The 25235-nt window shown below is 64.5% G+C and carries 23 protein-coding genes; 15 read left to right on the forward strand and 8 right to left on the reverse strand.

The genetic code is table 11. The features are described from left to right. The first annotated feature begins 240 nt into the window (after positions 1–240). The 3 genes from malQ to A5636_RS24125 all read left to right on the forward strand — a co-directional run bounded on the left by malQ (position 241) and on the right by A5636_RS24125 (position 3246). Positions 241–2412, forward strand: coding sequence for a 4-alpha-glucanotransferase (gene malQ / locus A5636_RS24115; RefSeq protein ID WP_065161198.1), 2172 nt, complete (start codon positions 241–243; stop codon positions 2410–2412). A 6-nt stretch (positions 2413–2418) separates the two neighbouring features. Beyond that, a complete protein-coding gene (locus tag A5636_RS24120) occupies positions 2419–2883 on the forward strand; it encodes a nuclear transport factor 2 family protein (protein WP_065161155.1) in 465 nt (154 codons plus the stop codon). Positions 2884–3003: 120 nt separating this feature from the next. Next, entirely contained in the window at positions 3004–3246 is a 243-nt protein-coding gene (locus A5636_RS24125) for a hypothetical protein (protein WP_065161199.1), read from the forward strand. Between the two features lie 3 nt (positions 3247–3249). Here the strand turns inward: A5636_RS24125 and A5636_RS24130 are convergent, their stop codons facing one another. Continuing rightward, positions 3250–3678: a type II toxin-antitoxin system Rv0910 family toxin gene (locus tag A5636_RS24130; protein WP_065161156.1), complete on the reverse strand. Its 429-nt coding sequence runs from the start codon at positions 3676–3678 to the stop codon at positions 3250–3252. A gap of 218 nt (positions 3679–3896) precedes the next feature. Between A5636_RS24130 and A5636_RS24135 the strand changes: the two genes are divergently transcribed. Beyond that, the gene (locus tag A5636_RS24135) at positions 3897–5624 is read left to right on the forward strand and encodes a molybdopterin-dependent oxidoreductase (protein ID WP_065161200.1); all 1728 of its coding nucleotides are present in this window, start codon (positions 3897–3899) and stop codon (positions 5622–5624) included. 9 nt (positions 5625–5633) lie between these two features. On the opposite strand, the gene A5636_RS24140 is transcribed toward A5636_RS24135, so the two are convergent. Continuing rightward, the gene (locus A5636_RS24140) at positions 5634–6197 is read right to left on the reverse strand and encodes a hypothetical protein (protein ID WP_065161157.1); all 564 of its coding nucleotides are present in this window, start codon (positions 6195–6197) and stop codon (positions 5634–5636) included. A 192-nt stretch (positions 6198–6389) separates the two neighbouring features. Between A5636_RS24140 and A5636_RS24145 the strand changes: the two genes are divergently transcribed. Together A5636_RS24145 and A5636_RS24150 are read left to right on the forward strand one after the other, a co-directional pair. After that, positions 6390–8186 carry a DUF4407 domain-containing protein gene (locus A5636_RS24145; protein WP_081287974.1) on the forward strand — a complete coding sequence of 599 codons (1797 nt, stop codon included), beginning with the start codon at positions 6390–6392 and terminating at the stop codon, positions 8184–8186. A gap of 167 nt (positions 8187–8353) precedes the next feature. Further along, complete coding sequence (locus A5636_RS24150) at positions 8354–8800, forward strand: DUF6941 family protein (protein ID WP_065161158.1); 447 nt, start codon at positions 8354–8356, stop codon at positions 8798–8800. A 25-nt stretch (positions 8801–8825) separates the two neighbouring features. Here A5636_RS24150 and A5636_RS24155 read toward each other — a convergent pair whose 3' ends face one another. Both A5636_RS24155 and A5636_RS24160 read right to left on the reverse strand, forming a co-directional pair. Continuing rightward, positions 8826–9644 (reverse strand): DAPG hydrolase family protein, encoded by an 819-nt coding sequence (locus A5636_RS24155; RefSeq protein WP_065161159.1) that lies wholly within the window; start codon positions 9642–9644, stop codon positions 8826–8828. Next, positions 9644–10984, reverse strand: coding sequence for an FAD-binding oxidoreductase (locus A5636_RS24160; protein ID WP_065161160.1), 1341 nt, complete (start codon positions 10982–10984; stop codon positions 9644–9646). Before A5636_RS24160 ends, A5636_RS24155 begins: the two co-directional genes overlap by 1 nt. A gap of 65 nt (positions 10985–11049) precedes the next feature. On the opposite strand from A5636_RS24160, the gene A5636_RS24165 reads away from it, so the two are divergent. Next, positions 11050–11796 carry an IclR family transcriptional regulator gene (locus A5636_RS24165; protein WP_065161202.1) on the forward strand — a complete coding sequence of 249 codons (747 nt, stop codon included), beginning with the start codon at positions 11050–11052 and terminating at the stop codon, positions 11794–11796. 51 nt (positions 11797–11847) lie between these two features. Here A5636_RS24165 and A5636_RS24170 read toward each other — a convergent pair whose 3' ends face one another. From A5636_RS24170 to A5636_RS24185, 4 genes are all read right to left on the reverse strand, one after another. Continuing rightward, positions 11848–12129, reverse strand: a complete 282-nt coding sequence (locus A5636_RS24170; RefSeq protein ID WP_065161161.1) for an ANTAR domain-containing protein — start codon at positions 12127–12129, stop codon at positions 11848–11850. Positions 12130–12323: 194 nt separating this feature from the next. Then, entirely contained in the window at positions 12324–13619 is a 1296-nt protein-coding gene (locus A5636_RS24175) for a D-arabinono-1,4-lactone oxidase (RefSeq protein ID WP_065161162.1), read from the reverse strand. A 118-nt stretch (positions 13620–13737) separates the two neighbouring features. Further along, positions 13738–14967 carry an amino acid deaminase/aldolase gene (locus A5636_RS24180; RefSeq protein ID WP_065161163.1) on the reverse strand — a complete coding sequence of 410 codons (1230 nt, stop codon included), beginning with the start codon at positions 14965–14967 and terminating at the stop codon, positions 13738–13740. 171 nt (positions 14968–15138) lie between these two features. Further along, complete coding sequence (locus A5636_RS24185; RefSeq protein WP_065161164.1) at positions 15139–16359, reverse strand: CaiB/BaiF CoA transferase family protein; 1221 nt, start codon at positions 16357–16359, stop codon at positions 15139–15141. Positions 16360–16616: 257 nt separating this feature from the next. On the opposite strand from A5636_RS24185, the gene A5636_RS24190 reads away from it, so the two are divergent. The 8 genes from A5636_RS24190 to A5636_RS24225 are packed head-to-tail and all read left to right on the forward strand — an operon-like array spanning position 16617 to position 25225. Further along, on the forward strand, positions 16617–17459 hold the full coding sequence (locus A5636_RS24190; protein WP_065161165.1) for a mycofactocin-coupled SDR family oxidoreductase: 843 nt from the start codon (positions 16617–16619) through the stop codon (positions 17457–17459). Beyond that, positions 17456–18466 carry a thiamine pyrophosphate-dependent dehydrogenase E1 component subunit alpha gene (locus A5636_RS24195; protein ID WP_065161203.1) on the forward strand — a complete coding sequence of 337 codons (1011 nt, stop codon included), beginning with the start codon at positions 17456–17458 and terminating at the stop codon, positions 18464–18466. Before A5636_RS24190 ends, A5636_RS24195 begins: the two co-directional genes overlap by 4 nt. Positions 18467–18477: 11 nt before the next feature. Further along, entirely contained in the window at positions 18478–19488 is a 1011-nt protein-coding gene (locus A5636_RS24200) for an alpha-ketoacid dehydrogenase subunit beta (RefSeq protein ID WP_065161166.1), read from the forward strand. Further along, positions 19481–19717 carry a lipoyl domain-containing protein gene (locus A5636_RS24205; protein ID WP_065161167.1) on the forward strand — a complete coding sequence of 79 codons (237 nt, stop codon included), beginning with the start codon at positions 19481–19483 and terminating at the stop codon, positions 19715–19717. The genes A5636_RS24200 and A5636_RS24205 overlap by 8 nt, the downstream gene beginning before the upstream one ends. Positions 19718–19732: 15 nt before the next feature. After that, positions 19733–20605 (forward strand): enoyl-CoA hydratase-related protein, encoded by an 873-nt coding sequence (locus A5636_RS24210; RefSeq protein WP_065161168.1) that lies wholly within the window; start codon positions 19733–19735, stop codon positions 20603–20605. A gap of 17 nt (positions 20606–20622) precedes the next feature. Beyond that, positions 20623–22155 carry an acyl-CoA synthetase gene (locus tag A5636_RS24215; protein WP_065161169.1) on the forward strand — a complete coding sequence of 511 codons (1533 nt, stop codon included), beginning with the start codon at positions 20623–20625 and terminating at the stop codon, positions 22153–22155. Positions 22156–22169: 14 nt separating this feature from the next. After that, complete coding sequence (locus A5636_RS24220; RefSeq protein WP_065161204.1) at positions 22170–23531, forward strand: aromatic ring-hydroxylating oxygenase subunit alpha; 1362 nt, start codon at positions 22170–22172, stop codon at positions 23529–23531. Then, a complete protein-coding gene (locus A5636_RS24225; protein ID WP_065161170.1) occupies positions 23528–25225 on the forward strand; it encodes an FAD-binding protein in 1698 nt (565 codons plus the stop codon). Before A5636_RS24220 ends, A5636_RS24225 begins: the two co-directional genes overlap by 4 nt. The last annotated feature ends 10 nt before the right edge of the window (positions 25226–25235 follow it).

Below are 25235 nucleotides of genomic sequence, written 5' to 3' on the forward strand. Positions count from 1 at the left end.
CATGTCTGGTAAGCGCTAAAGCACGTCGATAACCGTAAGGCACTTACGCGGACCTCGCCATGCGGCGGCGAAAGCGCTGGATCCCCCACGGATTCTTCGTATCTTCACTGCGCATGTTAGCTGCGAATGGTCGAGTCGGCGCGCTAAGTCGCAGAGTGCCGTCCGGGAGGGGCTGGCCGTTGCCGCCGGACCAGACCCCGCTTTCGCCGGGGCCTCGGCACTGGACGGAAGATGAGCGGCATGACTGAGCTTGCGCCATCGCTTGTCGAGCTGGCCCGGCGGTACGGCATCGCGACCAGTTACCAGGACTGGAGTGGACGGCATTTGGTGGTCTCCGAATCCACCCTGGTGGCGGTGCTCGGCGCCCTGGGTGTTCACGCGACTTCTGAGCAGGAGCGCAACGCGGCCCTCACCGCCGAACTCCGTGCGCATTGGGCGCGGTCGCTGCCGCCGACCATCGTCGCGCGCGCCGGTACCCAGACACGGTTCTGGGTGCATGTGACGCATGGGGACCCGGCCGAGGTGTGGTTGCAGCTCGAGGACGGGACGGAACGCGGTGGTGTCGTTCAGGTCGACAACTTCACTCCGCCCTTCGACCTCGACGGGCGTTTGGTGGGCGAGGCGAGCTTCGTGTTGCCGACCGACCTGCCGCTGGGCTACCACCGAGTCCATCTCCGATCGGGTGATTACCAGAGCAGTACCGCGCTTATTGTGACGCCGGAATCGCTGGGCCTGCCGGCAAAACTGGGCGTTCGGCGCGGCTGGGGTCTGGCCACCCAGTTGTACAGCGTGCGGTCCCGGGATTCGTGGGGCGTCGGTGACCTCGTGGATCTGGCCGACCTTGCACTGTGGTCGGCCACGGCGCACGGTGCCGACTACCTGTTGATCAATCCTTTGCATGCGGCCGCACCTTCGAGCACCCACAAGCCGCTGCAGCCGATGGAACCGTCGCCCTACCTGCCCACGTCGCGTCGTTTCGGCAATCCGCTCTACCTGCGCGTCGAAAGCATCCCCGAGTTCGTCGAGCTGCCCAAGCGGGGTCGGGTACGGCAGCTGCGAGACGAGGTGCAGGACCGGGCCGCGCGCAGTGACACGATCGACCGCGACAGCGCCTGGGCTGCCAAGCGTGCCGCCCTCAAGTTGATCCACCGGCAACCGCGGTCGGCGGGCCGCGAGCTGGCATATGCGGCTTACCGAGCGCGCGAGGGGCATGCCCTGGACGATTTCGCGACTTGGTGCGCGTTGGCCGAGAAGCACGGTGCCAACTGGCGTCGCTGGCCCAAATCGTTGCGGCATCCGTATGCCTCGGGCGTCGCGGAGTTCGTTGCGAAGAACGCCAAAGCCGTCGATTTCCACCGCTGGTTGCAATGGCAGCTGGATGAGCAGCTCGCGGCGGCGCAGTCGCAGGCCACCCGGGCCGGGATGGCACTGGGCATCATGCATGACCTGGCCGTAGGGGTCCATCCCAACGGCGCCGACGCCTGGGCGCTACAGGACGTGCTCGCGCTCGGCGTGACCGCGGGCGCACCACCCGACGAGTTCAACCAACTCGGTCAGGATTGGTCGCAGCCGCCATGGCGTCCCGATCGGCTGACCGAACTGGAGTACCGGCCATTCCGCGCGCTGATCCGCGCGGTGTTGCGGCATGCCGGTGGGGTCCGAATCGACCACATCATCGGCCTGTTCCGGCTGTGGTGGATTCCCAACGGCGTCCCGCCGACCGAAGGCACTTATGTCCGGTACGACTACGAAGCAATGATCGGCATAGTTGCGCTGGAAGCGCACCGGGCCGGCGCCGTGGTGGTCGGCGAGGATCTGGGCACCGTCGAACCGTGGGTCCGCGACTACTTATTAATGCGCGGCCTGCTGGGCACCTCGATCCTGTGGTTCGAGCAGGACCGCGACGCAAGTTCGTCCGGCACGGTGGTTCCCCTGCCGGCCGAACGGTGGCGGGAGTGCTGCTTGTCCTCGGTGACGACTCACGACCTGCCGCCGACGGCTGGGTACCTCGCGGGCGACCACGTTCGGCTGCGGGACTCATTGGGGTTGCTGGCTCGCCCGGTCGAGGATGAACTACAGGCCGCGGCGACCGAACGCGCCGCCTGGCTGTCCGAGTTGCGCCGCGTCGGGCTGCTCGACGAAGACGAAGACGGCTCCGAACAGCTGATCCTTGCGCTGTACCGCTATCTGGGCCGCACGCCGTCGCGGTTGCTGGGTGTGGCGCTGACCGACGCGGTCGGAGATCGACGAACCCAGAACCAGCCCGGCACCACCGACGAGTACCCGAACTGGCGAGTGCCGCTGACCGGCCCAGACGGGCGACCGGTGCTGCTCGAGGACATTTTCACCAATGCACGGGCCGCAAAGCTGCTCGAGGCAGTGCGCACGCAGACAACCCCCGAGCCGGTCTGATCGGCCATGCACCCGTCATTCGCAGATCGGGCGGCCCTCAGCGATCTGGTGCACCGCTATGCGGCCGGGGTCGACGATCGTCAATTCGAGGCAGTGGCAATGCTTTTCACCGAAGACGCGGAGTTGGCGGTGCCCGAGCCGCCGGCTGAGCTCGAGCCCGTGCACCGACACCTCGGCCGGACTGCGATCGCCTCGGCCGTGGCCGCGGTGGGACAGGTCGCGCGCACGCAGCATGCCATCGTCGGCGAGGTGTATGACATCAGGCACCGGCCCGCCGCTGCTCGCGGACGGATCACTTGCGTTGCGCATCACTGGAATCAGCGCGGGGAGGAAGCGGTGGATGTCGCCTGGCACCTTCGTTACGACGACGAATACGAACACACCAACGCCGGGTGGCGCATCGGCCGCCGGGCCCTGACGATCAATGCCATCGAGACCCGGCCGGTGCGCCGGCTACGCCTCCGGGAATAGCCGAACTCGTTTCTTCAGAAGGTCTTTCGGGTAACTACGAGTAGGGCTCCAACCCGGGCCGTTCGGGACGGCCGACTGCACGTGAATGCAGCAGAGGAGACGCTCTTGACGCACGATTCAATGCACGAGCTCATGGAATTCGAAACCAGAACCGAACGCGCACCCGGTTTAGTGGTGATCGTCGGCGCCGTGCTTGCGTTCGTGGTATCCGCGGTGACGTTCGCGCTCGGCCACGCCGGGGCTGGTGTGGCCGTGGCCGCCGGCGGGATGCTGGTGTTCGGTGCCGGACTGGCGTGGCTGGCCGAGGAACGCAGACGGGTTCGCCAGGCGGAAAGGGAACTCGGCCGCGAAGACCACCCCTGAGGGTCAGCGCAGCTCGGCCAGATTCTTGACCGACTTCTCAACGTCGGAGCGCAGCACCCGGGCGACCAGCCGGCCGACTGGTCCGCTGAGCACACCTCCGGAGAGATCAGCAGTGAGGTGAAAATCTGAGCCCGGGTCCCGGTCGGCGACCGACATCGCGACCGTCAGGCGGATACCGCCGCGCCCGCGCCCGCGCAACTCGATCGAGTTCGGCTCGTCGTACTCGGTCACTTCCCAGTGCACGACGTTGCGAAAGCCCTTGACCCTGACGCACGACGAGACACAGGTGCCCTTTTCGATCGTTGACGGGACCTCACCGCGCCATCCGGCGAAAATCGTCATCCACTCGTCGAATCGACTCAGGTCGGAGGCGAGCTTCCACGCGGCTTCCGGCGAGACTTCCGATGTGGTCGAGACGTCCACCCGTGCCAATTCGTCGCTCCTCCCGTTCCGATCCAGAGTCGCAGTTACATACCCGGCAGGCGCCGGCCGGTAAACACCTCGGCTCCATATCGAGAATGCATCGAGAATGCCTGGTCACAGTTTCTTATTTATACAGTCGTCATGGTGTAAATTTGCTCACTGTGAGCGATACCAGGGACAAGGGTTTGGGCGCGGGTTCGGATCAGGTCGACACGCTCGACCGGCAGCTGGGCGTGGACTACGCCAGCGAGGTGCATACCGCCGAGGACATCGTTGACGTTGAGGCATACGGGGGTGGGTTCGACCTCACCCGCCGGGCCACCGCGCCACGACTACGTATCGGCAAAGACAAATGGTTCAATCTGCTCTGGTTGATACCGATCGGCTTCGTCCTGCTGGTGGCAGGAGTGGCGATCGGCAAGGGGCTCTACCACATGCCCGCGGTGCATTCGTTCGTCGAACGTTATCCCGGCGTCGACCCGCACTCCAAGAGCGTTCCGGGCCGGCCCGCGTGGATCGGTTGGACGCACTTCTTCAACCTGTTCATGATGACTTTCATCATCCGTTCCGGCATCCAGATCCTCTGCGACCATCCGCGTCTGTACTTCAGCCGCAACGCCACCCCGGGCAAGGATGAGTGGCTGCGCGTGGGGCCGCCGGTTCCGGACGACCCGCTGTGGACGGCCAATGCCGACACTGTCGCGCTGCCGCCGCAATTCGGTCTGCCGGGCTTCCGCCACTCGATCGGTCTGGCCCGCTGGTGGCATCTGGGCATCGATGTGCTGTGGCTGCTCAACGGCGCGGTGTTCTACGTATTGTTGTTTGCTACCGGTCAGTGGCGGCACCTGGTGCCTACCAGCTGGGATGTCCTTCCCAACGCCGCATCGGTCGCGATCCAGTATCTGTCGCTGAACTGGCCGGCGGACAACGGCTGGGTCGCCTACAACGACATGCAGTTGATGGCGTACTTCACCACGGTGTTCATCGCGGGACCCGCCGCCGTCATCACCGGCCTCGGAATGTCGCCCGCCCTGTCACAGCGGGTGCACTGGCTCAGCAAGCGGCTGAGCATCCAGCACGCCCGATCCCTGCATTTCCTCGTGCTGGTGTACTTCCTGTTCTTCATCCTGACTCACGTCACGATGGTTTTCGCCACCGATGCCCTACGCAACCTCAATCACATGTTCGCCTCCCGCGACGACGACAGCTGGGTCGGTTTCGGGGTGTTCTGCGTGGCGATGGTGATTGTGGCGATCGGCTGGGTCGCCGCGACCCCGTTCACGATCAAGCATCCGCGGGTGGTCCAGCGGGTGGGTTACGCGCTGGTCGGCCCCTTCCAGCGGGCGCTGGAACGCCTGAATCCGAAGCCCGGGGCATTCACCGAGAAGGACATCTCGCCGTACCACTGGCGCAACGGCCGGCTCCCCGAGACCGTCGAATACAAGGAGCTGGAGAAGAACGACTTCGTGGACTGGCGGCTGCGGGTCTACGGTCTGGTCGAGAACCCGACGGCCTTCTCACTCGAGGACTTGCGCGCACTGCCCTATCACGACCAGATCACCCAGCACTTTTGCATCCAGGCCTGGTCGGGTGTCGCGAAGTGGGGCGGGGTGTCGATGCAGACCATCATCGACATCGTCAAGCCGCTCCCCGAGGCGAAATGGGTTGTCTTCTACTCGATGGGGCTGGGCGCCACGGGCGGGATCTATTACAACGCGCACCCGATCGAGCAAATGCGGCACCACATGAGCATGCTGGCCTACAACATGAACGGCGAGCCGCTCCCCTATCTGCACGGCAGACCGCTGCGGCTCCGCAACGAGTTGCAGCACGGGTTCAAGCAGGTGAAGTGGATCAAGGGCATCGAGTTCGTCGCAAGCTATAAGGAAATCGGCAGCGGCTACGGCGGCTACAGCGAAGACCACAAGTTCTTCGGCCGGCACCAGACGCTCTAGCTGGACTCGCTAGCCGCCGGGCCAGGCGGAGTCCACCTGGGTGGCAATGTCGATGACCTGAGCGGCCTGTGACGCTGGCGAGTCGATCTCATCCTTGACGTACTGGGCGATGAATCGCCGGATCTCACCGTCTACCCCGGCCAGGATGCGCAGCACTTCGCCACGGATCGACTTGGACGACACATTGACGGTGATGTCTGACGGTCGAGGCTTGGATACATCGACGATCAGCAACAACGGGTCTGCCGCGCGCGCCGTCGCCCGCAACGCAATGTCGCCGGAGACCAGGAAGCGCTGCTTGTCGAGCCGCAAATCCAACAGCAAATCGATGGACAGTGGAATGTGAATGACGAATGTGATCATCTCGCCGAGCTTGCGGGTTACCCGCGGCTCCTGAATCTTCACGTTCGCACTGACTTTGGCGATCCCGCCGGGGCCCTGTGCGATTGGCTCCATAGCGAACTCGCTGCCCGCGATATCGGCCAAGGCAGCGGCGACGCGGTCCGGTGTGACGGCAACCTCGAAAAATCTGCGGCCGAACTCTTCGTAGGAGAGAAAGTCGTAATTTTCCATAGACCCATACCGTCTCATGCCGTGCGTCCGATCGGTTGCTGATCCCGTCGCGTCGCCTGAACAGGGTGCTTGAAATCGGCCAGGGAAGTGGTGCTTGAACGGATGTGAACAACACCACAAGGGACGCCGTGGATTCGGTGTGTCGGGCGGCGGCCTGCCACGCTGGAGAGCAATTGGAGGTGGATTAGTCTCATGCGCGCGCACGAAACACTTGAGCGACGTTCGATGATCGCGCCTGCCGTGGTGGTGCTTGGGAGCGTGCTGGCGTGGCTGGTCGCCGCTCTGGCGGTCCAGTCGGCAGTCGGGGCGTCGGTGCCGATTTGGGCAGTCACCGGGCTGACTCTGGTTTTCGGCCTCTTGGTCGGCTTACTGGTCGGCGCCGTCACGCGCGGCATCGCCAGCGGTCAGGAACAGGGCCCACTCGGCACGGCGGGCCGCGCTGCTGTCGGCGTCGCGATGGGTGTGCTGGTCGGCGAGCTTGCCGCCCTGGTCGTTTTCTCCGGCGCGATCGACCACCGGCTGGGGGAACAGGCCTTGCGCACCGCGGACTCGCAACCGGCGGTCGCACAAGCGCAGACCGTCCTGCAGCAGGCCCGGCAGGCGCGCGCAGCACTGGACCACTCGGTGGAGCAGGCGCGCGGCCACCTGGATGCTGCCCTGGTGGTGGCGCGGTGCGAATACAACCCGTCGCCGGCGTGCCCGCAGACCCGTATCACGGGTGTTCCGGGCCGTGGCCCCGAGGCCCGCACCGCGAACGAGCTGCTGGCCGACGCGCAGCGGGAGCTGGACAACGCCTTGGTGGCCCGTGACCGGCAGGCACCTGATCTCGATGCCGCGGTGACCCGGGACGAACGCGCGGTTGCCACCGCGCGGGACGTTGCCGTCGCCGACGCCGGCCACGGTCTGGGCGCGCGCTGGGTCGCCATGAATGAGCTCACCCTGGCCAACCCCGGTGCGCTGGTTTTGCGGATCATGACGGTCGGGTTCTTTGCGCTGCTGTATCTGCTGCCGCTGTTACAGCGCAGGTGGCGCGGCGAGACCAGCGATGATCGGCACGAGTCGGCGCGTACCGACCGCGAACGTGCCGAGCTGGAAGCCGAAACCGCAATCGCGATAAAGCGTGCCGAGGTCCGGCGCACCGCCGAAATCATGTGGGCCGAGCATCAACTCACCCAGACCCGCCTCGCCATCGAAGCCCAGATCGAGATCGACCGCGAACAACAGCGCCGTCGAGTCATGGAAGCCCTCGATGCGCCGGTGCGGGCAGCAGCGGAGCGTACCTTCGAGCCCCTGGAGGAAGACTTGGAGGAAGATATGTACTTGCCGATCGCCGCCGAGGCGGAGGCGGCCAGCCGTGCAATCGCCGAACTGCCTGCCGCAGAACGGGACACCGACTCCATCCCGGAGCTCCCACAGCACTTGCCGGCAACCGTCGAGGAGGTCGCGCCAACGATCGAGCGCTACGAGGAACCCGAGCACAGTGAGGAGCGCGCCCCGATGATCCCGTCGATCCCAGATGCCACCAAAGCTGCGGCCCGGTGGATTCGGCCGCTGGTCCCACCATTTGTCGCGCGGGTGATCGACAACACGACTCAACCGCTGCGCTCCGCTCGGCAGGTGTTCGAAGAGGTCGAGGAGATCGCGTTCTCACTCAAACGCACGCGCAAGGTCACGGTGGGTTCCGAGAGCTCAGACGGCGGCGCCCCGCAGCACGCGCCGCAACCGGTGTCCGAGGACCGTCCGAGCGCGGTCGGCTCGCACCGCGTCGACTCCTCGCGGGGGCCTGCGGCGCACCCGCATCCTTCGGCCGAGTACGAGCAGGTCGGCGAATACCGGGAGCGGCAATCGCTGGGTCACGTCCCGGCGCGCGATCTGGCCGGCTTGTCGGTCGGCTCGCAACACGCGCACCGGCGCGAGTTGGTCGGGCGGGAGGGTCCGCGCGAATTGCGGCCACCCGAGGGACCACGCGAGCTGCCTCCTGCCGAATAAGGCGGCGCAGTATTATCGGGCCGACAGATTCAGACTCGCTCGAAGAGTCGAGGTCGGCGGCGACTCCAATCGCATACGGAACAGGACGTGGATCTCGTGACGGCAGCAGTCGCAGGGCAGCAACTCGCGGTGACACCGGCAGTGTCGACCCAGACGCCGGCCGTCGCATGAAAGTCAGTCTCTTTCTCGCCGACGCAGCCCAGGCCGATGCCCAGTCGGGAAAGGTGCACACGCTGGGGCTGGGTTGGCGCCAGTGCCAAACACCCACGCCGCCTTTCGCTTTGGTGATGTTTCTGGACATCGACTGGGACGAGACCAACAAGCAGCACAAGCTCACTTGTCAATTGCTGGACACAGACGGGCAACCGGTGACGGTGCCAGGGCCTCAGGGCCCGCAGCGAATTCTGTTCGAAGCGGCCGCCGAGGCCGGCCGCCTTCCGGGGGCCATCCATGGCACCGCGGTCCGCATGCCCCTGACCCTTAATATCCCGGGCGGCATCCCGCTTGATCCGGGCATCTATGAGTGGCGGGTCGAGGTCGAGGGCTTCGAGCAGGCCACCGCCGTCGAGGCATTCATCGTGTCGATGGGTGGCCTTCCGCCGACTCCGGTCTGACGGCCCGCACAGCAGGGGTTTCGGCTCAGGCGACGTCGCGCTCCCCGAATCTCTCGTAGAGCTCCGGCAAGAAGCCGGCCAGGTGGTTCATTTCCTGGGCACAGTGCACCAGCAAATTGCGTCCGCTGGATTCCGCGTCGCCGAGGATCCGGGACGCGATGGGTCGCACCGCCTTCGATGCAACTCCCGGAGCCCTGCGAACAGCTATGTGCGAGCCACCCATCCAGAACCGTGACCGCATCTCGGATCCGCCGGGTGTCGAGCGGACGTGATGAATGAACCAACCGACGTCCACGGGCGCGTCGCCGGAGCCCAGCCGCGCACAGACGGCTATGGCGTCGGCCGAATCGGGCGGCAATCCCATGACAGCCGGTTCCACGAATTGGATTGCGGCACTGAGCATTGACGAACCGATGTACTCGTTGATCATCGAGCAGCGCCCGATGTAGCGTTGCGCCCCGGTTCGCCCGGCGTCATCACCGTCCTTCCAGGCGGCGGACAGATGTGCTCGCGGATGCCAGAGTTTGTAGCGACGGCTGTCGCTGCCGTGCCAGCCGAACCACCACGACCACATCGCCGGCGTGACGCCGGGCATGTCCGTTCGGACCGAAACCTGATAACCGCCGTCGGCAAGTACTCCGAAGCCGTTCTCGGTCTGCTGGTAGCCCTCGTCGGCGACGCTCGCCGCGTCGACGAATGCCAGCAGAGCCGGCTCGGCCTGGGTGCCGTGCTCCAGGGCTTGAACGACATGCCTTGGCAGCGCAGCCATTTCGGGTTTGAAGTACGTGCCCCAGGGCGTGTCGGCGTCGTCACCGCGGTAGCCGAGATAGAGCTCAGTCTTCATCAGAGTCGCCCCATCCAGCTGTTGAAGACACCGTCGGGGTCATACTCGGCCCGAACTCGGTCCAATTTGGCCATGGCGGCATCGCTGGCGAACCGCGCCGGCCGCTGTCCGAGGTTTTCGTCGGCCAGCTGGATACCGGTGGCCAGATGAGACATGGCGGCCATGTTCGACCGAGCCCAATCGCCGTGCTTGGCATCGTCGTCGGGATCTTTCCACGCTCCGTACAACGCCAGGTAGACCTCATCTTCGATGCTGTACGCCATGTCCGGACGCTGTGGTGACGGTCCCCAGTTCAGCCATAGGAAGTGCGACGGGTGGTCGGGGATCGTGTCGATGATGTTGCGGACTCCGGGCAGCAACTCCTCGGCGGAGGCCGAGGTCCACATGTTGTCGGCGGTGTAGCGGTAGTCCTCTAGGTAATTCGTCATCACGGCGGAGTACCAGGTAGGCATGTCGGTCGGCATATAAGGAACCGAGACGAGCGCCTTGTCCAGCACCGGGACGGTGCCGAAGATGGCGAGAGCCTCTTCGGCCTCCTTCTCAGAATCGGCGAATGCCGGTGAGGCGAACGTGATGGACGGCGTCTCAATCCCCATGCTGGGCACACTTCGGCCCGCCACAATCTGCATCTCGACCCGGCGGTCCACTTCGGCGCTGACATTGCGGGCCCAGGTGTAGATCTCGTCGGCATAGTCGATCGGGTAGACGTACACACTGGTGCCGCAGGCCGCCGGACGCGGAAAGAGCTTGAGGTAAAAAGAGGTAACCACGCCGAAGAAGCCCGGTCCGGCACCCCGGGCGGCCCAGTAGAGGTCCGGATGATTGTCGGCGTCGCAATGAATGCGCTCGCCGTCGGCGGTGACCACATCCAAGCCGAGGACGTTCTCGCAAGCCAGGCCGTAGACGCGGCTGTTCCAACCGTAGCCGCCTTGCAGCAGATATCCGCCGACGCAGACCCCTTTGCAGTGGCCGGCCGGGAAGAACAAATTCTGCGCCTCGAGTTCGGCCATCAGGATGCTGCCGCCCTTGCCCGGACCTACGACCGCAATCCCCTTCTCGGTGTCGATGTCGGCGTGATCGATGCGGTGGACGTCGAGCAACAGGGCGCCGTCGCGCAGATGATTGGCTGCCCAGCTGTGCCCGCCGGAACGGACGTTCACGCTGAGCTGGTGTGCCCTTGCGTATCGGAGGGCGCTGACGATGTCGTCGATGTCGGTGGCCTGAACGATCACCTCGGGATAGCGCTCGGGTACGCGCTGGTTCCATACCGTGCTGCGGCGCGCTTCCTCATAGCCGTCGTCACTCCGGAAGAAATGCCGCCCTGCGGGCAGAGCACTCATCTACGCCTCCTTGATTCGTAATGCGGTCATTCACAGACCGCTATGCGGAACACTATATTGGAATTGTGGCCCCGACGGAACGAAAGAAATCGGCGAATCGCGACGAAGGCATCCAGGTGTTGCGCCGCGCTGCGGCCGCCCTGGACGAGATCGCTGCCGAGCCGGGACTGCTGCGCTTGGTCGACCTCGGGGAGCGCTTGGGTCTGGCCAAGTCCACCGCACGGCGGCTCCTCGTCGGATTGGTCGAAGTGGGCCTGGTCAGCGTGGATGCCAACGGCCGCTATTCCCTCGGCGAACGGTTGCTGGGATTCGGCAGCGGCACCGGTGCGCACCTGGCTGCCGTGTTTCGGCCGACTATCGAGCGCGTCTCGGCGGATACCGACGAAACAGTGGACCTGTCGGTGTTGCGGGGTCAGCGAATGTGGTTCATCGACCAAATCGAATCCGCCCACCGGCTACGCGCGGTTTCTGCTGTGGGGGTGCGCTTTCCGTTGATTGGAACGGCGAACGGAAAGGCGGCGCTGGCCGTGCTCGACGACGAGGACGCTGACGTCGCGTTGTCCCAGTTGAGCCCTCGGGACGCGGAAACCCTGCGCCGCGAAATTGACGAGATCCGTTCCACCGGAATTGCTTTCGACCGTGACGAGCACACACCCGGAATCTCCGCGGCTGCCATCGCGCGTCGATCAATTGGCGACCACGTGATCGCCATCTCGGTGCCCGCACCTACCGACCGATTCCTGCAGAAAGAGCAACGGATCGTCTCGGCGCTGCGCACCGCCGCCGAATCGCCGGCCTGGACAGCACGCTGAACCGTCGGCCACGGCACTTCCCTCTGCCGCGGCCGACGATGCCTCAGCGAGCTAAACCGCAGAATGCGCGAACAGTTTGCCCCACTCGTGCCGCGCAGCGGACTGCGCCTCGATGAAGCTGGGTGTCTGCTCACCCGACCCGGCCAGGTGCACCAAGGCCCATGCCATCGCATAGACCGGTACCCGGTGTCGTTGGGCGGCACTGTGCAACTCGTCGAATGCCACCGCTGAACGGCACCGCCGCAGGCCGATGAGGATGCCCCGTGCAGTGTCGAGGATTCGGCCCGAGTTCGGATCACATGAGATCTGGGTAGGAGCCCAGCTTGCAGTCATACCTTTCGTACCCCCTACCGATATGCCCACCAGTGGAAAAACGTCTTGCGGATGAAGACATCGCACTGGGGGTGCGCCGCAATCTGCGCACCGTGCCATGATTTGTGCGCCCGGGCAATTGCGCCAGAGGACAGCCCATATCGATATGCACCCGTAAGTCGGCCGATACCAAACAAATCCGGTTGACGCAGCCGTCAGTTCCCCAGGACGCGCCGGGTGTAGTCGTTGAGAAAGACACGGTTGGGGTCGAGGCGGTCGCGAACGGCGATGAAGCGCTTCCATTCCGGATAGCGCTCCCGAAGCGTGGCCGCAGATTGATAGTGGCGCTTGCCCCAATGCGGCCGCCCCGCATACTCGTTCATGATTTCTTCTACCGCGCGGAAGTAGTTCTCGTATTCCATCCCGATGAACTGGTGCACCGCGATGTAGCAGGTCTCGCGGGCGTGCGCGGTCGACAGGAAGGCGTCGTCTGCAGCGCTGAAGCGCACCTCGAGGGGATACATGATCGGCAGCTTGCGGCGCCGTACCAGTTCGATGACTCGTTGCACCGCTTCGCGGGCATATGCCCGCGGGATCGCGTACTCCATCTCGGTGAATTTGACGTTGCGCTCGTTGGCGTACACCTTCCAGCCGTGGTCCTGCACTGTCGAGGGCGACATCAGACTTGTCATCAGGCGGTTCAGTCGCGGGGCAGTTCTGGGGAATCGCCGGCCGGTGCGGCAGATGACGTTCAGGCCGGCGTTTTCGACTTCTTCACCCAGCCTTTTCTTCCATACCGGGCCGGGCTGGGGTTCTTCGTTGCTGCGCCGGGTCGTGCGTACCAGTGCCGTATCCCCGTAGGGGAAAACGAAAAACTCGTAGTGGTCGTTCGCGTCAACGTCGGCGTCGAGACATTCGAGTGTGGTGATCAGGGGGCGCAATTCGTCTTTGCGGTGCAACGTGAACAGCGGCACCACCTTGAGCGTCACCTGTGAGATCACACCCAGGGCACCGAGCGAGACGCGAGCGGCCAGATAGTCGTCTTGGCCAGAACCTTCGGACACGTTCAGCACGTCGCCGTCGGCGGTGACCAGCCGCGCCGAAACAATCTGTGCTGAAATGTTTTTGAACTGTGCACCGGTACCGTGCGTTGCCGTCGCGGTGGCCCCGGTGATCGATTGTTTGTCGATATCGCCCTGGTTCTCGATGCCGAACCCGTGCGTTGCCAGCTCAGCCAAAAGCGAATGCAGTTTGGCTCCCCCCTCGATGGTCGCCAGCCCATTCACTTTGTCGATATCGATGATTCGCTGCAGACCGGCCATGTCGATCATGACGCCGTCCGTGCAGGCGCAGTCGGTAAACGAGTGCCCGGTGCCCACCGCGCGCACCCGTTCACCCTTTTGCGCGGCCCGCGCCACGATCTCGACCAGCTCGGCCTCGGACGTCGGTCGCTTGATAGCTGAGGGTGCGCAGATCTGGTCCCCGGCCCAGTTGTTCCAGTTAGCGTTCATCGCACCAGCTTCCGTCCCGTGTAACAGGCTTCCGTCGAGAGGCAATTTTCCCGTCGGGTGGCAATCTTCCGTCGTTCAGTAATCGTCCGTCGTTGAGTGATCTTCCGTCGTTCAGTAATCAAAGGAATGTGCACCCCTCGCCCCGGTAAGTGGGTACCGTGTCGACGATCGCGTCGCCGCGCACCAGATGCAGACGGTCGAACCGTTCACAAAGTTCGCCCGCTTTGGTGTGGCGGAAATAGACCTTGTCGCCGACCTTCAACCGCCGGGCGGCGGCACCGGTCACCGGGGTCTGCACCTCACCGGTCCCCTCCATTGCGCTCAGCTTCAGCCCGGTCGGCAGGTAGGGCGTGGGCATGCGGTCTTTGGCGCCGACACCGCTGGCCAGATAGCCACCACCGAGGGCGGTCGCCGTCTGTTCGTCGGGCCGACGTGTCACCGGCAATGCGAAAATTGCCGCCGGCTGCAAGGTGAACGACGAATAGGTGTCGAACAGCGTCGGAGCGTAGAACCCCGAACCGGCGGTGGCCTCGGTCATGGCCGATTCTTGGGCAACCAGTTGCAGATCACCGGTGCCGCCGGCATTGACGATCTGCAGGTCGGCCACCTCGCGTACGAGTTCCACAGCGCGGGCACGGCGTTCGCGCAACTCGGCGATCGACTGGCGCTGCATCCATCCGACGAAGAGGTTCTGCGCACGCTTGCCCGGGACCTTGTCGCCGAATCCGGCGATGTGGCCCTCGTAAGACATCAAGGCGACCAGCCGCAACGCCGGGCGCCTGGCGATTTCGACCGCAAATGCGTGCGCCTGCTCGGGTGTGTGCAACGGCGAACGCTTCGGTCCGATCTTCAGGCGACCGCCGGCCGCCCAGTAGCCGGCATCCAGATCCAGACACAACCGCACGGGCTGGTCGGTGGCGCTCTCGATCAGGTCGAGATGTTCGACGCTGTCCACCATGACAATCGGTGCGCCGTCGGGGTTTTCGGCGGTCAGCTCACCAAGGTCGCGTAAGGCCGCCCGGTCGGTGGACGGGTAGGCGAGCAGGAGTTTCTCGAAGCCGTGGCCGGCCAGCCACAGTGTCTCGCGCAGGGTGAACGTCATCAGCCCGTGAAAGCGCTCATTCGAGTCGAGTATCTCGCGTTGTATGGCTCTGCACCGCAACGACTTCGACGCGACCCGGATCGGTTTGTCACCCGCGCGGTAGAGCATTTGCGTGGCGTTGGTCCACATCGCATCCAGATCCAGAAACGCGAACGGGGCGTCGAGGTCGGCGAAGGCACGCTCGTAGCGCTGCAGCCGACCCTGTGGATCCAGCCTGACCCGCTCCGTCTCACCGCCCGCATGCACGCCGTCACCTTACTGAAGAATTCAGCGTTGCCGCGTATTCATGCGTATTCAGAGGCGATGCGGTCGCTGACTATGCAATTTGCCGTCCGGACTCGCGCAAGATTGTGCAGAATGCCCTGGTCGGCGACTTCAGGCCGGTCCGCTGCCTCGTTCTGGCGGCATCGGTGCGGTTCACAGAATGGCTTGCACGTCTTTCGCCTGGGCGATGTCGTCCCATTCGATACCGAGCTCGAGCAGGATCTCCTCGGTGTGCTGGCCGTGCTCGGGGGCGCGCGTTGGGCCGGGCGGGGTTTCGTCGAATTGCACGGGAGCGGCCACGGTCCGGTATTTCTCGCCTTTGTCGTCGACGTTGGTGATCACGTATCCGTTAGGTTCGACCTGCGGGTCGTTGAGGGTTTCTTTCGGTGTCGCCAGGGCGCCCCACACGCCCGGCTCGTCGGCCAACACCTGACGCCAGTGGGCGAGATCGTGGCCGGCAAACGCGTTGGCGAAGATGGCTGTTGCCTCGGCGGCGTTGGCGATCAAATTGGCCGAGGGAACGAAACGTTCGTCGTCGGCCAGTTCGGCGAGCCCCATGCGCTCGCAGAATCCGGCCCAGAATTTGTCCGGTTGCAGAAAGACGAGCTGAATCCACCTGTCGTCCTTGGTCTTATACCTGGCAACCAGGGGATTGATGGCCAATCCGGGTGGAGCGCCCGGTATTCCGTCGATATCGAACAGGTCGGCCACCGAGATCGACGGCGCGATCGCCCACATCGCCTGTGCCAGTAATGATGAGTCGACGATGCTCGGCTCTCCGGTCCGCTCCCGGTGAAACAGTGCGGCGCAGACCCCGCCGGCCAATGTCGCACCACCCTGCAGGTCGCCGAACGCGGGGCCCTGGACTGCGGGGTTCTCGGTACCGAACGGGGTCAGGGTGTACGCCACTCCGCCGCGGGCCAGGTAAGTGGCGGCATCGAAGCCGCCCCGATCGCGGTCTGGACCTCGCACGCCGAGGCCGGTCCCCCGCGCAATGATGATATCGGGGTTGAACGAGCGGAGATCATCGACCGTCAGCCGTGCCCGCTCCAGGGCCCCCGGCAGCCAATTGGTCAAGAACACGTCTGCGGATGCGAGCAGCCTGCCAAATAACTGCCGGCCGGTGTCGGTCTTGATGTCGATTGCAATGCTGCGCTTGCCCCGGTTGCTGAGTTCCAGGATGAAATCAGTGTCGGCACGCGCCGCTTCGCGGGTGAAACCGCCCACGACCAACGCCCGACCGGGGTCGCCCGAGGTGACACCCTCCACCTTGATGACGTCGGCGCCCCAGTCAGAGAGAGCGACTCCGGCGGACGGAACGTATGTCCAGGACGCCAACTCGACCACTCGAACGCCGCTGAGCATGCCCGTCATCGCCCACCCTTTCGGTCCCGCGGGTCATTTCTTGCTATTTTAGATATTCTAGCTAGTGTAAGGCATATTGAGAGCGCGACTGTAGCCACGCGCTGGGACATCCGGACGGTTGCTCGTGGAAGAGATGCTATGGAGCCGACCATTGGTCTGATCGCGAATGACCGCGAATAACGTTGTTTCCCAACATAAATCGCTGAAGCCGGGACCGAGGTAGGGGGCGTAGGTTGAGCCGATCAGCGGGCCGGGTAGCCGGCAAGGTGGCGGTCATCAGCGGGGCGGCGCGGGGTCAGGGTAGGTCCCACGCCCGAATGCTGGCGGCCGAGGGTGCCGACATCATCGCCCTGGACCTGTGTGAAGACATCGAGACCAACGAGTATCCCCTGGCCCGGCCCGAAGATCTGGAAGAGACCACCCGACTGGTGGAGAAGGAAGGCCAACGGGTCTTCTCGGCGATTGTCGACGTCCGGGACCGTGCCGCTTTATCCAGCGCCCTGGACGACGGGGTCGCAGAGTTCGGTCGCCTCGATGTCGTCATCGCCAACGCGGGCATCTGTCCGTTGACCGCCGGCCTCCCGCCGCAGGCGTTCGCCGACGCCGTGGACGTCGACTTGGTCGGCGTGCTCAATCTGGTGCACAGCAGTCTGAAGCATCTCGAGGCCGGCGCGTCCGTCATCGTCATCGGGTCCAACGCCGCGTTCATGTCGTCGATGAACACCACCGGCATTGACGGCGGTCCCGGCGGCGCCGGGTATGCGTTCGCCAAAATCGCTGCGTCGCACTATGTTAACGACTTCGCCCGGGCTCTTGCGCCGTTCTCCATCCGGATGAACGCGATACATCCCACCAATGTCAACACCGACATGCTGCACAGCGCGCCCATGTATCGGGCGTTCCGGCCGGACTTGCCCAACCCCACGCGTGCGGACGCCGAACCGATTTTCCCCTTGGTCCAGGCGATGCCGGTGCCCTACGTGGAACCCGAAGACATCAGCGAGGCCGTGCTGTTCCTGGCTTCGGACGCCGCCCGGTATGTCACGGGTCAGCAGCTGAGGGTAGATGCCGGCGGATTCCTCAAGGTCAAACCGTGGTCGGGATCATGAGGGCCGAATCGGCTGACCCGCACGGAACTCCGCCGGTAGCGGCGGCAGAGCGACGTCTCTACGAGCTCATGGTGCTGATGAAGGTGGCCGACGACCGGCTGTCCAAGGGCATCGCGACCGGTGAGTTCATGTGCGTGTACTGGCCATCACGCGGACAGGAAGCCATCGCGGCGGCGATGGGCGCCACACTGCGGTCCGACGATCAACTGGTGACGACCTACCGGGGATTGCACGACCTGATCGGCAAGGGAGTACCGCTCGAAGAGATCTACGGCGAGATGATGGGTCGCACCGTGGGCGCGGGCCGCGGCAAGGGCGGCACCATGCATATCGCCAACCCCGACAAGGGTGTCATGTTGTCGACCGGCATCGTGGGAGCCGGACCGCCGGTGGCCGTCGGCTTGGCGATGTCCGGCAAACGCAAAGGGCTGGACCGGGCTACGGTGGTCAGCTTCGGTGACGGCGCCACCAACACGGGTTCCTTCCACGAGGCCGCCAACATGGCCGCGTTATGGGACCTGCCGCTGGTCTTTGTCTGTCAGAACAACCTGTACGCAGAGATGACGCCGACGTCGGACACTATGAAGATAAAACAGGTGGTCGACCGTGCTGCCGGGTACGGCATGCCTGGGGTTCGCGTCGACGGCAACGACCCTCTGGCGGTGAAATCCGTGCTGGCTGAGGCGCTGACCCGAGCGCGCGAAGGTGGCGGCCCCACGTTCATCGAATGCGTGACGTTCCGCTTCCGGGGCCATTACTTCGGCGACCGGATGCCTTACATCCCCAAGGAGCAACTTTCCGATGCGCTCGCGGCAGACCCGGTGCCGCGGTTCCGGGCAAAGCTTGCCGATGCGGGCATCTGTACCGACGCAGAACTCGATCGCATCGATGCCGATGCGGCGGCCGCCGTCGAGGAGGCGTTGCGTACGGTGCTCGGCGCCGACTCACCGTCGGCCGAGGAGCTCGAGCGGGACGTGTACGCGACTCCAATTAAGTTCCCGGGCTAAGGAATTCCGCAATGCCGGACGAGAAAGAAATGACCATGCGCGAGGCACTGAACCTCGCGCTGGATCAGGCGCTGGAAGCCGACGACCGAGTGTTCCTGCTCGGTGAGGACATCGCCGATCCCGGGGCAACCGGACCCACCGCGGGGTTGTCGACGAAGTATGGACACGACCGGGTGCTGGACACGCCGATCTCGGAGGCCGCCATTCTCGGTGCGGCCATCGGCGCCGCGATAGACGGTCTGCTGCCGGTGGCCGAGATCATGATCATGGACTTCATCGGAATTGCCGCCGACCAGTTGATCAACAATGCCGCCAAACTGCGCTTCATGACCGCTGGGCGGACGTCGGCACCGATCACCATCCGCACGCAGGTGTACGCAGGCCTGGCGACCGGCGCGACCCACTCGCAGTCTCTGGAGGCGTGGTTCATGCACATTCCCGGGATGAAGGTCGTCGTGCCGTCCACCCCGCGTGACGGTAAAGGGCTACTGACCTCGGCGATCTTCGATCCGGATCCATGCCTGTTCGTCGAGACCATTCGGTTGCAAAGCCGGAAAGGCCCCGTCCCGGTCGAACCGGGTTTCGCAATTCCGTTGGGGCAGGCCGAGATCAAGCGTCCCGGCACGGATATCACGCTGATCAGCTACGGCCGTGCCGTGCATGACGCGTTTGCCGCAGCGGCCACCCTGCAGGAACAGGGCGTCAGCGCAGAGGTCCTCGATATGCGCACTCTGGTCCCCCTCGATGTCGAGACCCTCGTTGAGTCTGTTTCACGCACCAGGCGGGCTGTGGTTGTGCACGACGCGGTCCAGTTCGCCGGCCCGGGAGCCGAGATCGCCGCGATCCTGCAAGCCGAGCTGTTCGGGGAATTGGCCGCCCCCGTGCAGCGGGTGGGCGCCAGGTTCGTGCCCAGCCCGGCTGCGGCCGCCCTCGAAGCCCAGGTATACCCGTCACCAGCACGCGTCGTGGCAGCCGCGCAACGCGCGCTGGATGTCACGGGCCGGGTGAACGCTGGTGGCTGACTTCATCATTCGGATTCCTCGGGTATCGGTGGCGGTGTCCGAGGCCGAACTGACCGAACTGCTCGTGGCCGGCGGCGACTACGTCGAAGAGGGCACCCCGATCTACGTGATCGCCACCGAGAAGGTGGAACAGGAAATCGAAGCCGGCGCTTCGGGCACCGTGCAGTGGACGGCCCGGACCGGTACGACCTACGACATCGGCGCTCAAATCGGCGTCATCACCTCCTAACGGAAAGGCACAGCCATGGATCTCAACGAGACCCGCGAGCGAATCATCTACCAAAAAGACGGCCCCGTCGCAAAGATCACCCTCAACTGGCCGGAGAAGGCCAACGCCCAAGACCAGAAGCTGGCCGAAGAGGTCGATGCCGCGCTGCTCGACGCGGACCGTGACTACGACATCAAAGTGCTTGTCTTGAAAGCCAATGGCAAGGGCTTCTGCTCGGGCCACGCTATCGGCAATAACGCCGTTGATTATCCGGCGTTCGTGGAGAACGCCATGGTGACAGGCCACCCGTGGAAGGCGCAGTCGGATCTCTTCGTCAAACCAACCCTGAATCTGTGGGAGTTCTCCAAGCCCACGATCGCGCAGGTGCACGGCTACTGCGTGGGCGGTGGTACGCATATGGGCCTGACCACCGACATCGTCATCGCTTCCGAGGACGCCTACTTCTCCTACCCGCCCCTGCAAGGGTTCGGCATGCCTTCCGGTGAATGTTCCATCGAACCTTGGGTTTTCATGAACTGGCGCCGTGCGGCCTACTATCTGTTCACCGCCGAGGTGATCGACGCCAAGAAGGCGCTGGAGGTGGGCCTGGTGAACGAGGTGGTCAAGCGGGAGGACCTGGACGACCGTGTGGACGCAATCGCCCGCCACATCGCCCAGGCGCCCCTGACGACGCTGATGCTTACCAAGGCCAACCTGAAACGAGCCTGGGAGCTGATGGGCATGCGGGTGCACTGGCAGAGTTCCAACGACCTCGTCGCGCTCGCCTCGATCAGCAAGGATGTACAGCAGCTGATTCAAACCGTCTTCAAGGACAAGGTGTTACCGTCCGAGCAGGCCCGGCGCCAGGCTGCAGCGGCCGCGACCACCGACGGCTCCCCCACCGCTTAATCTGCCGAGTTTCGTCCGTGAACATCGCCGACCACGCGAGAACAGCGCCGGACTCACCGGCCTTGCTCGTCGACGGCGGCCCGATCTCGTTCGCCAAGCTCTATGCCCGAAGCCAACGGGTCGCGGCGGCGTTGCACGGCGCGGGGCTGCGGCGTGGCGACGGTGTCGCGCTGATTTTGCCGAACCGGCCGGAGTTCCTCGAAATCACCTGGGGCTGCCAGCTTTCCGGGCTCTACTACACCGCGGTCAACACCCATTTCACGCCCGAGGAAGTCGCGTACGTCATCGACGACTCAGACGCCAAGGCGGTATTCGTGGACGCGTCGATGCCAGAACTGGCGCAACATGTCCGGCGTGCCAACGCCCGCGTCGTCGTCCACGTTGTGGTCGGTGGCGACCGGCCGGGTTGGCAGGGATACGAGGAGGCGCTGGCCACGGCCGGCCAGCCGCCAGACCTGGCGGACGGGTCGGAAATGCTCTACTCGTCGGGTACCACGGGCAGGCCCAAAGCGGTGCGACGCCCGCTGCCGAGCGACGGTAAGGGGTCATGGGCGCAGGCAGTGCTGGAGATGGCGCTGATCCACAAGTACGGCATGGACGCGTCCAGCGTGTACCTGTCCCCCGCACCGCTGTATCACGCGGCCGGCGTGAACTACACGATGGCGGTCAATCGGGTCGGGGCCGCGTCGATCCTGGTGCCCAAGTTCGACGCCGACACTGTGTTACAGCTGATCGAGACCCACCGGGTGACGCACGCCCAGTTTGTGCCGACCATGTTTGTGCGGATGCTGAAGCTGCCCGCTGCGGTGCGGGACAAGTATGACGTATCGAGCCTGCGGTGCGTGATTCACGCGGCCGCTCCCTGCCCAGTCGCCGTCAAGCATCAGATGATGGAGTGGTTCGGGCCGATCATTCACGAATACTACGGAGGTACAGAGGGTTTCGCGGGCACCACGATCGGTCCCGACGAGTGGCTGGCGCACCCGGGTTCGGTCGGCATCCCGCTGACCGCCGTGCACGTCGTCGGAGAGGACGGTAGGGAGCTGCCCGTCGGTGAATCCGGCGAGTTGTACTTCGAAGGTGGCCCGGACTTCGAGTACTTCAAGGACCCAGCCAAGACCGCCTCGGTTTACAACGAACGGGGTTGGCGCACACTGGGTGACGTGGGCCGTGTCGACGAAGACGGATACTTGTACCTGACCGATCGATCCACGTTCATGATCGTCTCCGGAGGGGTCAACATCTACCCGCAAGAGGTGGAGAACCTGTTGGTCATGCACCCCAACCTCGTCGACGCAGCGGTGTTCGGCGTACCGAACGACGAGTACGGCGAAGAGGTGAAGGCCGTGGCGCAACCGGCGCCCGGCGTGAACCCCGGTACCGATCTGGAGACCGAGCTCATCGACTACTGCCGGGCACACCTGGCGACCTACAAGTGCCCTCGCACCATCGACTTCGACCCGGAGCTGCCGCGGGACCCCAACGGCAAGCTCTATAAAAGGCGCATTCGCGAAAAGTATTGGCAGGGACGGATGTCTCGGATCCTATGAACGAGGTGAACCCGATGCGCACCGACGTCAACTGGTCGCCGCTTCCGGTGCCGTGGGCGGTGCAGACCGCTGACCGTATCCCCAAGCAGCGGTACTACGACCCCGAGTTCTACGCGCTCGAGAACGAGAAATTCTGGCCCCGGGTGTGGCAGATGGCGTGCCGGCTCGAGGAAATCCCCAAACCGGGCGACTTCGTCGAGTACGAAATCCTGGACCAGTCAGTCATTGTGGTGCGACTGGACTCCGTAAACGTGCGGGCTTACCACAACGCCTGTCGGCATCGCGGGGTGAAGTTGGTGGAAGGCAGCGGGTCTCGCCGGACCTTCGTGTGCCCCTTCCACGGTTGGTGCTGGGGCATCGACGGACGCAACACCTTCGTGCTGCGGGCCGATGCGTTCGACGAAGAGAACCTCGAACCCGAGGACCTGGCCCTCGTTTCGGTGCGGTGCGAACTCTGGGGCGGCTGTGCGTGGATCAATTTCGACGAGAGCGCGCCCGGTCTGCGTGACTGCTTCGAGCCGTTCGCGACGATCTACGACGCCTGGAAGGTCGAATCGCTGCGCACCGAATGGTGGCAGTCGTGCCGGCTGCCGGTGAACTGGAAATTGGCTACCGCCGCGTTTATGGAGGGTTACCACGTCCCGCAGACACATCCGCAGTTGCTCCCCTCCTCGCAACCGGCTACCTCGCAACAGCCCGGGTTGATCCAAACCAGCCTGTATTTCATGCGGACGCTCGGTGAAGGCATGGCCGGCATGACGCACGAGAACGACATCCGGATAGCCGAGGGCCTGCAGAACATCGAGTTACCGGCCGACCCGGCCGAGGCGATGGCGGTGTGGAAATCGACCCTCAACGACGCGGTCGTGCGCTGGCATCGGGCCAGAGGTTGCGATATCCCCGATCTGAACGAACTGCAACGCCGGGGCATCGTCGACGCGATCGGCTTCTGCTTCCCCCATTATTTCCTGCTGCCGCAGTACAGCAGCGCGTCGTCGTACCGGATCCGGCCGCTCGGTCCAGAGGAGACCTTGTTCGAGATCTGGTCGCTCACCCGTATTCCGCCCGACCAGGACACCGGGAAACCGACACCGCCGGAACCCATGGCACCCGACGACCCGCGCTGGCCACCGATCCCCGCCCAGGACTTCTCCAACCTGCCGCGGCAGCAACAAGGCCTGCACTCAAAGGGGTTCGAATACATGAGACTCTCCAGCCGGATCGAGGGGCTGATCTCCAACTTCGAGCGCGTCATCGACGGATTCCTGGCCGACCTGCCGCATGAAGTATTGGTGCCGGCAATCCAGAAGACCAACACCACCATCGATGTGCCCATCGCGGATCTCGGCCTCACCGCACCCGAGGTGGCACGATGAGCACCGCCTGGGATCACTCGGTCGACCTGGTGATCGCGGGCAGCGGCGGGGGCGGCATGGTGGCCGGTCTGGCGGCGCTGGACGCGGGCATCGAACCACTGGTAGTAGAGAAGCTGGCCCTGGTCGGCGGGTCGACCGGGCTGTCCGGCGGTATCGTCTGGCTGCCGAACAATCCGCTGATGCGAGCGGACGGCATCGCCGATTCGCATGAGGACGGCCTCGCCTATCTGGCCGACGTGGTCGGTGACATCGGTGCGCCCTCCTCCCCCGCGCGTCGGGAGATGTTCTTAACGGCCGGCTACGAAATGATCAACTTCCTGGTGCGCAAAGGGGTTCGGTTGATCCGCTGCGCCGGTTGGAGTGACTATTACCCTAATCACAAGGGCGGCAACGAGTCCGGTCGGGCGGTCGAGGGAATTCCTTTCGACGCCGCCGAACTCGGCGCCTGGCACGACAAGGTGCAACCGTCGCTGGCGAAGAACTATGGGTACGCCGTGCTCACCAATGAGTTGCGCTCGGTTCAGTACTACAACCGGTCACCGCGCACGTTCGCGGTGGCGGCCAAGGTATTCGCGCGGACCAGGGCGGCGCGGGTTGCGCGGCGACACCTCTTGACCAACGGCGCGTCGTTGATCGGTCAGATGCTGAAGGTGCTGATCCAACTGAGTGACGGTAATCCCCCGCTGTGGATCAACTCGGCTGTCGACGATCTGATCGTGGAGGATGGGCGAGTCGTTGGCGTCCGCATCTCCCGGAACGGTGCAGCCGTCAATGTCGAGGCCCGCAAGGGAGTTCTGCTGGCTGCCGGCGGTTTTGGCCATAATCCGGAGATGCGCCGCAAGTACAGCGGTGATCAACCCAACGACGGGCAGTGGTCGATCGCCAACGCCGGCGACACCGGCGAAGTCCTGCTGGCAGCGATGCGCCTGGGCGCCAAAACGGACCTGCTCGACGAAGCTTGGTGGTTGCCTTCGGTTTTCATCGCCAACGGCGGAGCGGCCGCCGCATCACTCGGTTCGGGACGGCAGCGCCCAGGAGCAATCTACGTGGACTCGACCGGTCGGCGGTTCTGCAACGAGTCGAACTCCTATGTCGAAGTCGGCAAGGCGATGTACGCCAACAAGGCCGTGCCCTGCTGGATGATCTTCGACGACGGGTACGTTCGCCGCTACGTTGCAGGCACCAACCCGCTCAACCGCCAGCACTTGCCGCCCGAACTGATAGAAAGCGGCGCGGTCAAGCGCGCTCACACGCTCAGCGAACTAGCCCACCAGATCGATCTCCCCGCCGACGAGTTGGTCCGGACTGTGCAGCGCTTCAACGGTTTTGCGGCAAAAGGGCTGGATCCCGATTTCGGGCGCGGCCAGTCGGCGTACAACGACTGCTTGGGTGATCCCGGTTACCGGCCCAATGCCGCAATCGGACCGCTGGACCGGGCACCGTTCTACGCGACTCGAGTCCTGCCGGCCGATGTGGGCACCTGTGGGGGCGTTATCACCAACGAACACGCACAGGTGCTCGACGAACAGGACCAGGTGATCGAGGGGCTTTACGCGACCGGCAACACCACCGCCACGGTGATGGGCCGAACGTATCCCGGCGCCGGCGCGAGTATCGCGAGTTCGATGGTGTTCGGCTACGTCGCCGCTCGGCATGCGGCGGGCCGCAGGGTTGCCGGCGAGATGAGCCGTTAGCCTGCGCTCG

The organism is Mycobacterium asiaticum (assembly GCF_001673315.1).
Taxonomy (GTDB): domain Bacteria; phylum Actinomycetota; class Actinomycetes; order Mycobacteriales; family Mycobacteriaceae; genus Mycobacterium; species Mycobacterium asiaticum_B.

Bases quoted from the DNA above. Each gene is read 5' to 3' on its own strand.
- malQ (WP_065161198.1), top strand. From the start codon at position 241: ATGACTGAGCTTGCGCCATCGCTTGTCGAGCTGGCCCGGCGGTACGGC.
- A5636_RS24120 (WP_065161155.1), top strand. From the start codon at position 2,419: ATGCACCCGTCATTCGCAGATCGGGCGGCCCTCAGCGATCTGGTGCAC.
- A5636_RS24125 (WP_065161199.1), top strand. From the start codon at position 3,004: ATGCACGAGCTCATGGAATTCGAAACCAGAACCGAACGCGCACCCGGT.
- A5636_RS24140 (WP_065161157.1), bottom strand. From the start codon at position 6,197: ATGGAAAATTACGACTTTCTCTCCTACGAAGAGTTCGGCCGCAGATTT.
- A5636_RS24145 (WP_081287974.1), top strand. From the start codon at position 6,390: ATGCGCGCGCACGAAACACTTGAGCGACGTTCGATGATCGCGCCTGCC.
- A5636_RS24150 (WP_065161158.1), top strand. From the start codon at position 8,354: ATGAAAGTCAGTCTCTTTCTCGCCGACGCAGCCCAGGCCGATGCCCAG.
- A5636_RS24155 (WP_065161159.1), bottom strand. From the start codon at position 9,644: ATGAAGACTGAGCTCTATCTCGGCTACCGCGGTGACGACGCCGACACG.
- A5636_RS24160 (WP_065161160.1), bottom strand. From the start codon at position 10,984: ATGAGTGCTCTGCCCGCAGGGCGGCATTTCTTCCGGAGTGACGACGGC.
- A5636_RS24170 (WP_065161161.1), bottom strand. From the start codon at position 12,129: ATGACTGCAAGCTGGGCTCCTACCCAGATCTCATGTGATCCGAACTCG.
- A5636_RS24175 (WP_065161162.1), bottom strand. From the start codon at position 13,619: ATGAACGCTAACTGGAACAACTGGGCCGGGGACCAGATCTGCGCACCC.
- A5636_RS24185 (WP_065161164.1), bottom strand. From the start codon at position 16,359: ATGACGGGCATGCTCAGCGGCGTTCGAGTGGTCGAGTTGGCGTCCTGG.
- A5636_RS24195 (WP_065161203.1), top strand. From the start codon at position 17,456: ATGAGGGCCGAATCGGCTGACCCGCACGGAACTCCGCCGGTAGCGGCG.
- A5636_RS24200 (WP_065161166.1), top strand. From the start codon at position 18,478: ATGCCGGACGAGAAAGAAATGACCATGCGCGAGGCACTGAACCTCGCG.
- A5636_RS24210 (WP_065161168.1), top strand. From the start codon at position 19,733: ATGGATCTCAACGAGACCCGCGAGCGAATCATCTACCAAAAAGACGGC.
- A5636_RS24220 (WP_065161204.1), top strand. From the start codon at position 22,170: ATGCGCACCGACGTCAACTGGTCGCCGCTTCCGGTGCCGTGGGCGGTG.
- A5636_RS24225 (WP_065161170.1), top strand. From the start codon at position 23,528: ATGAGCACCGCCTGGGATCACTCGGTCGACCTGGTGATCGCGGGCAGC.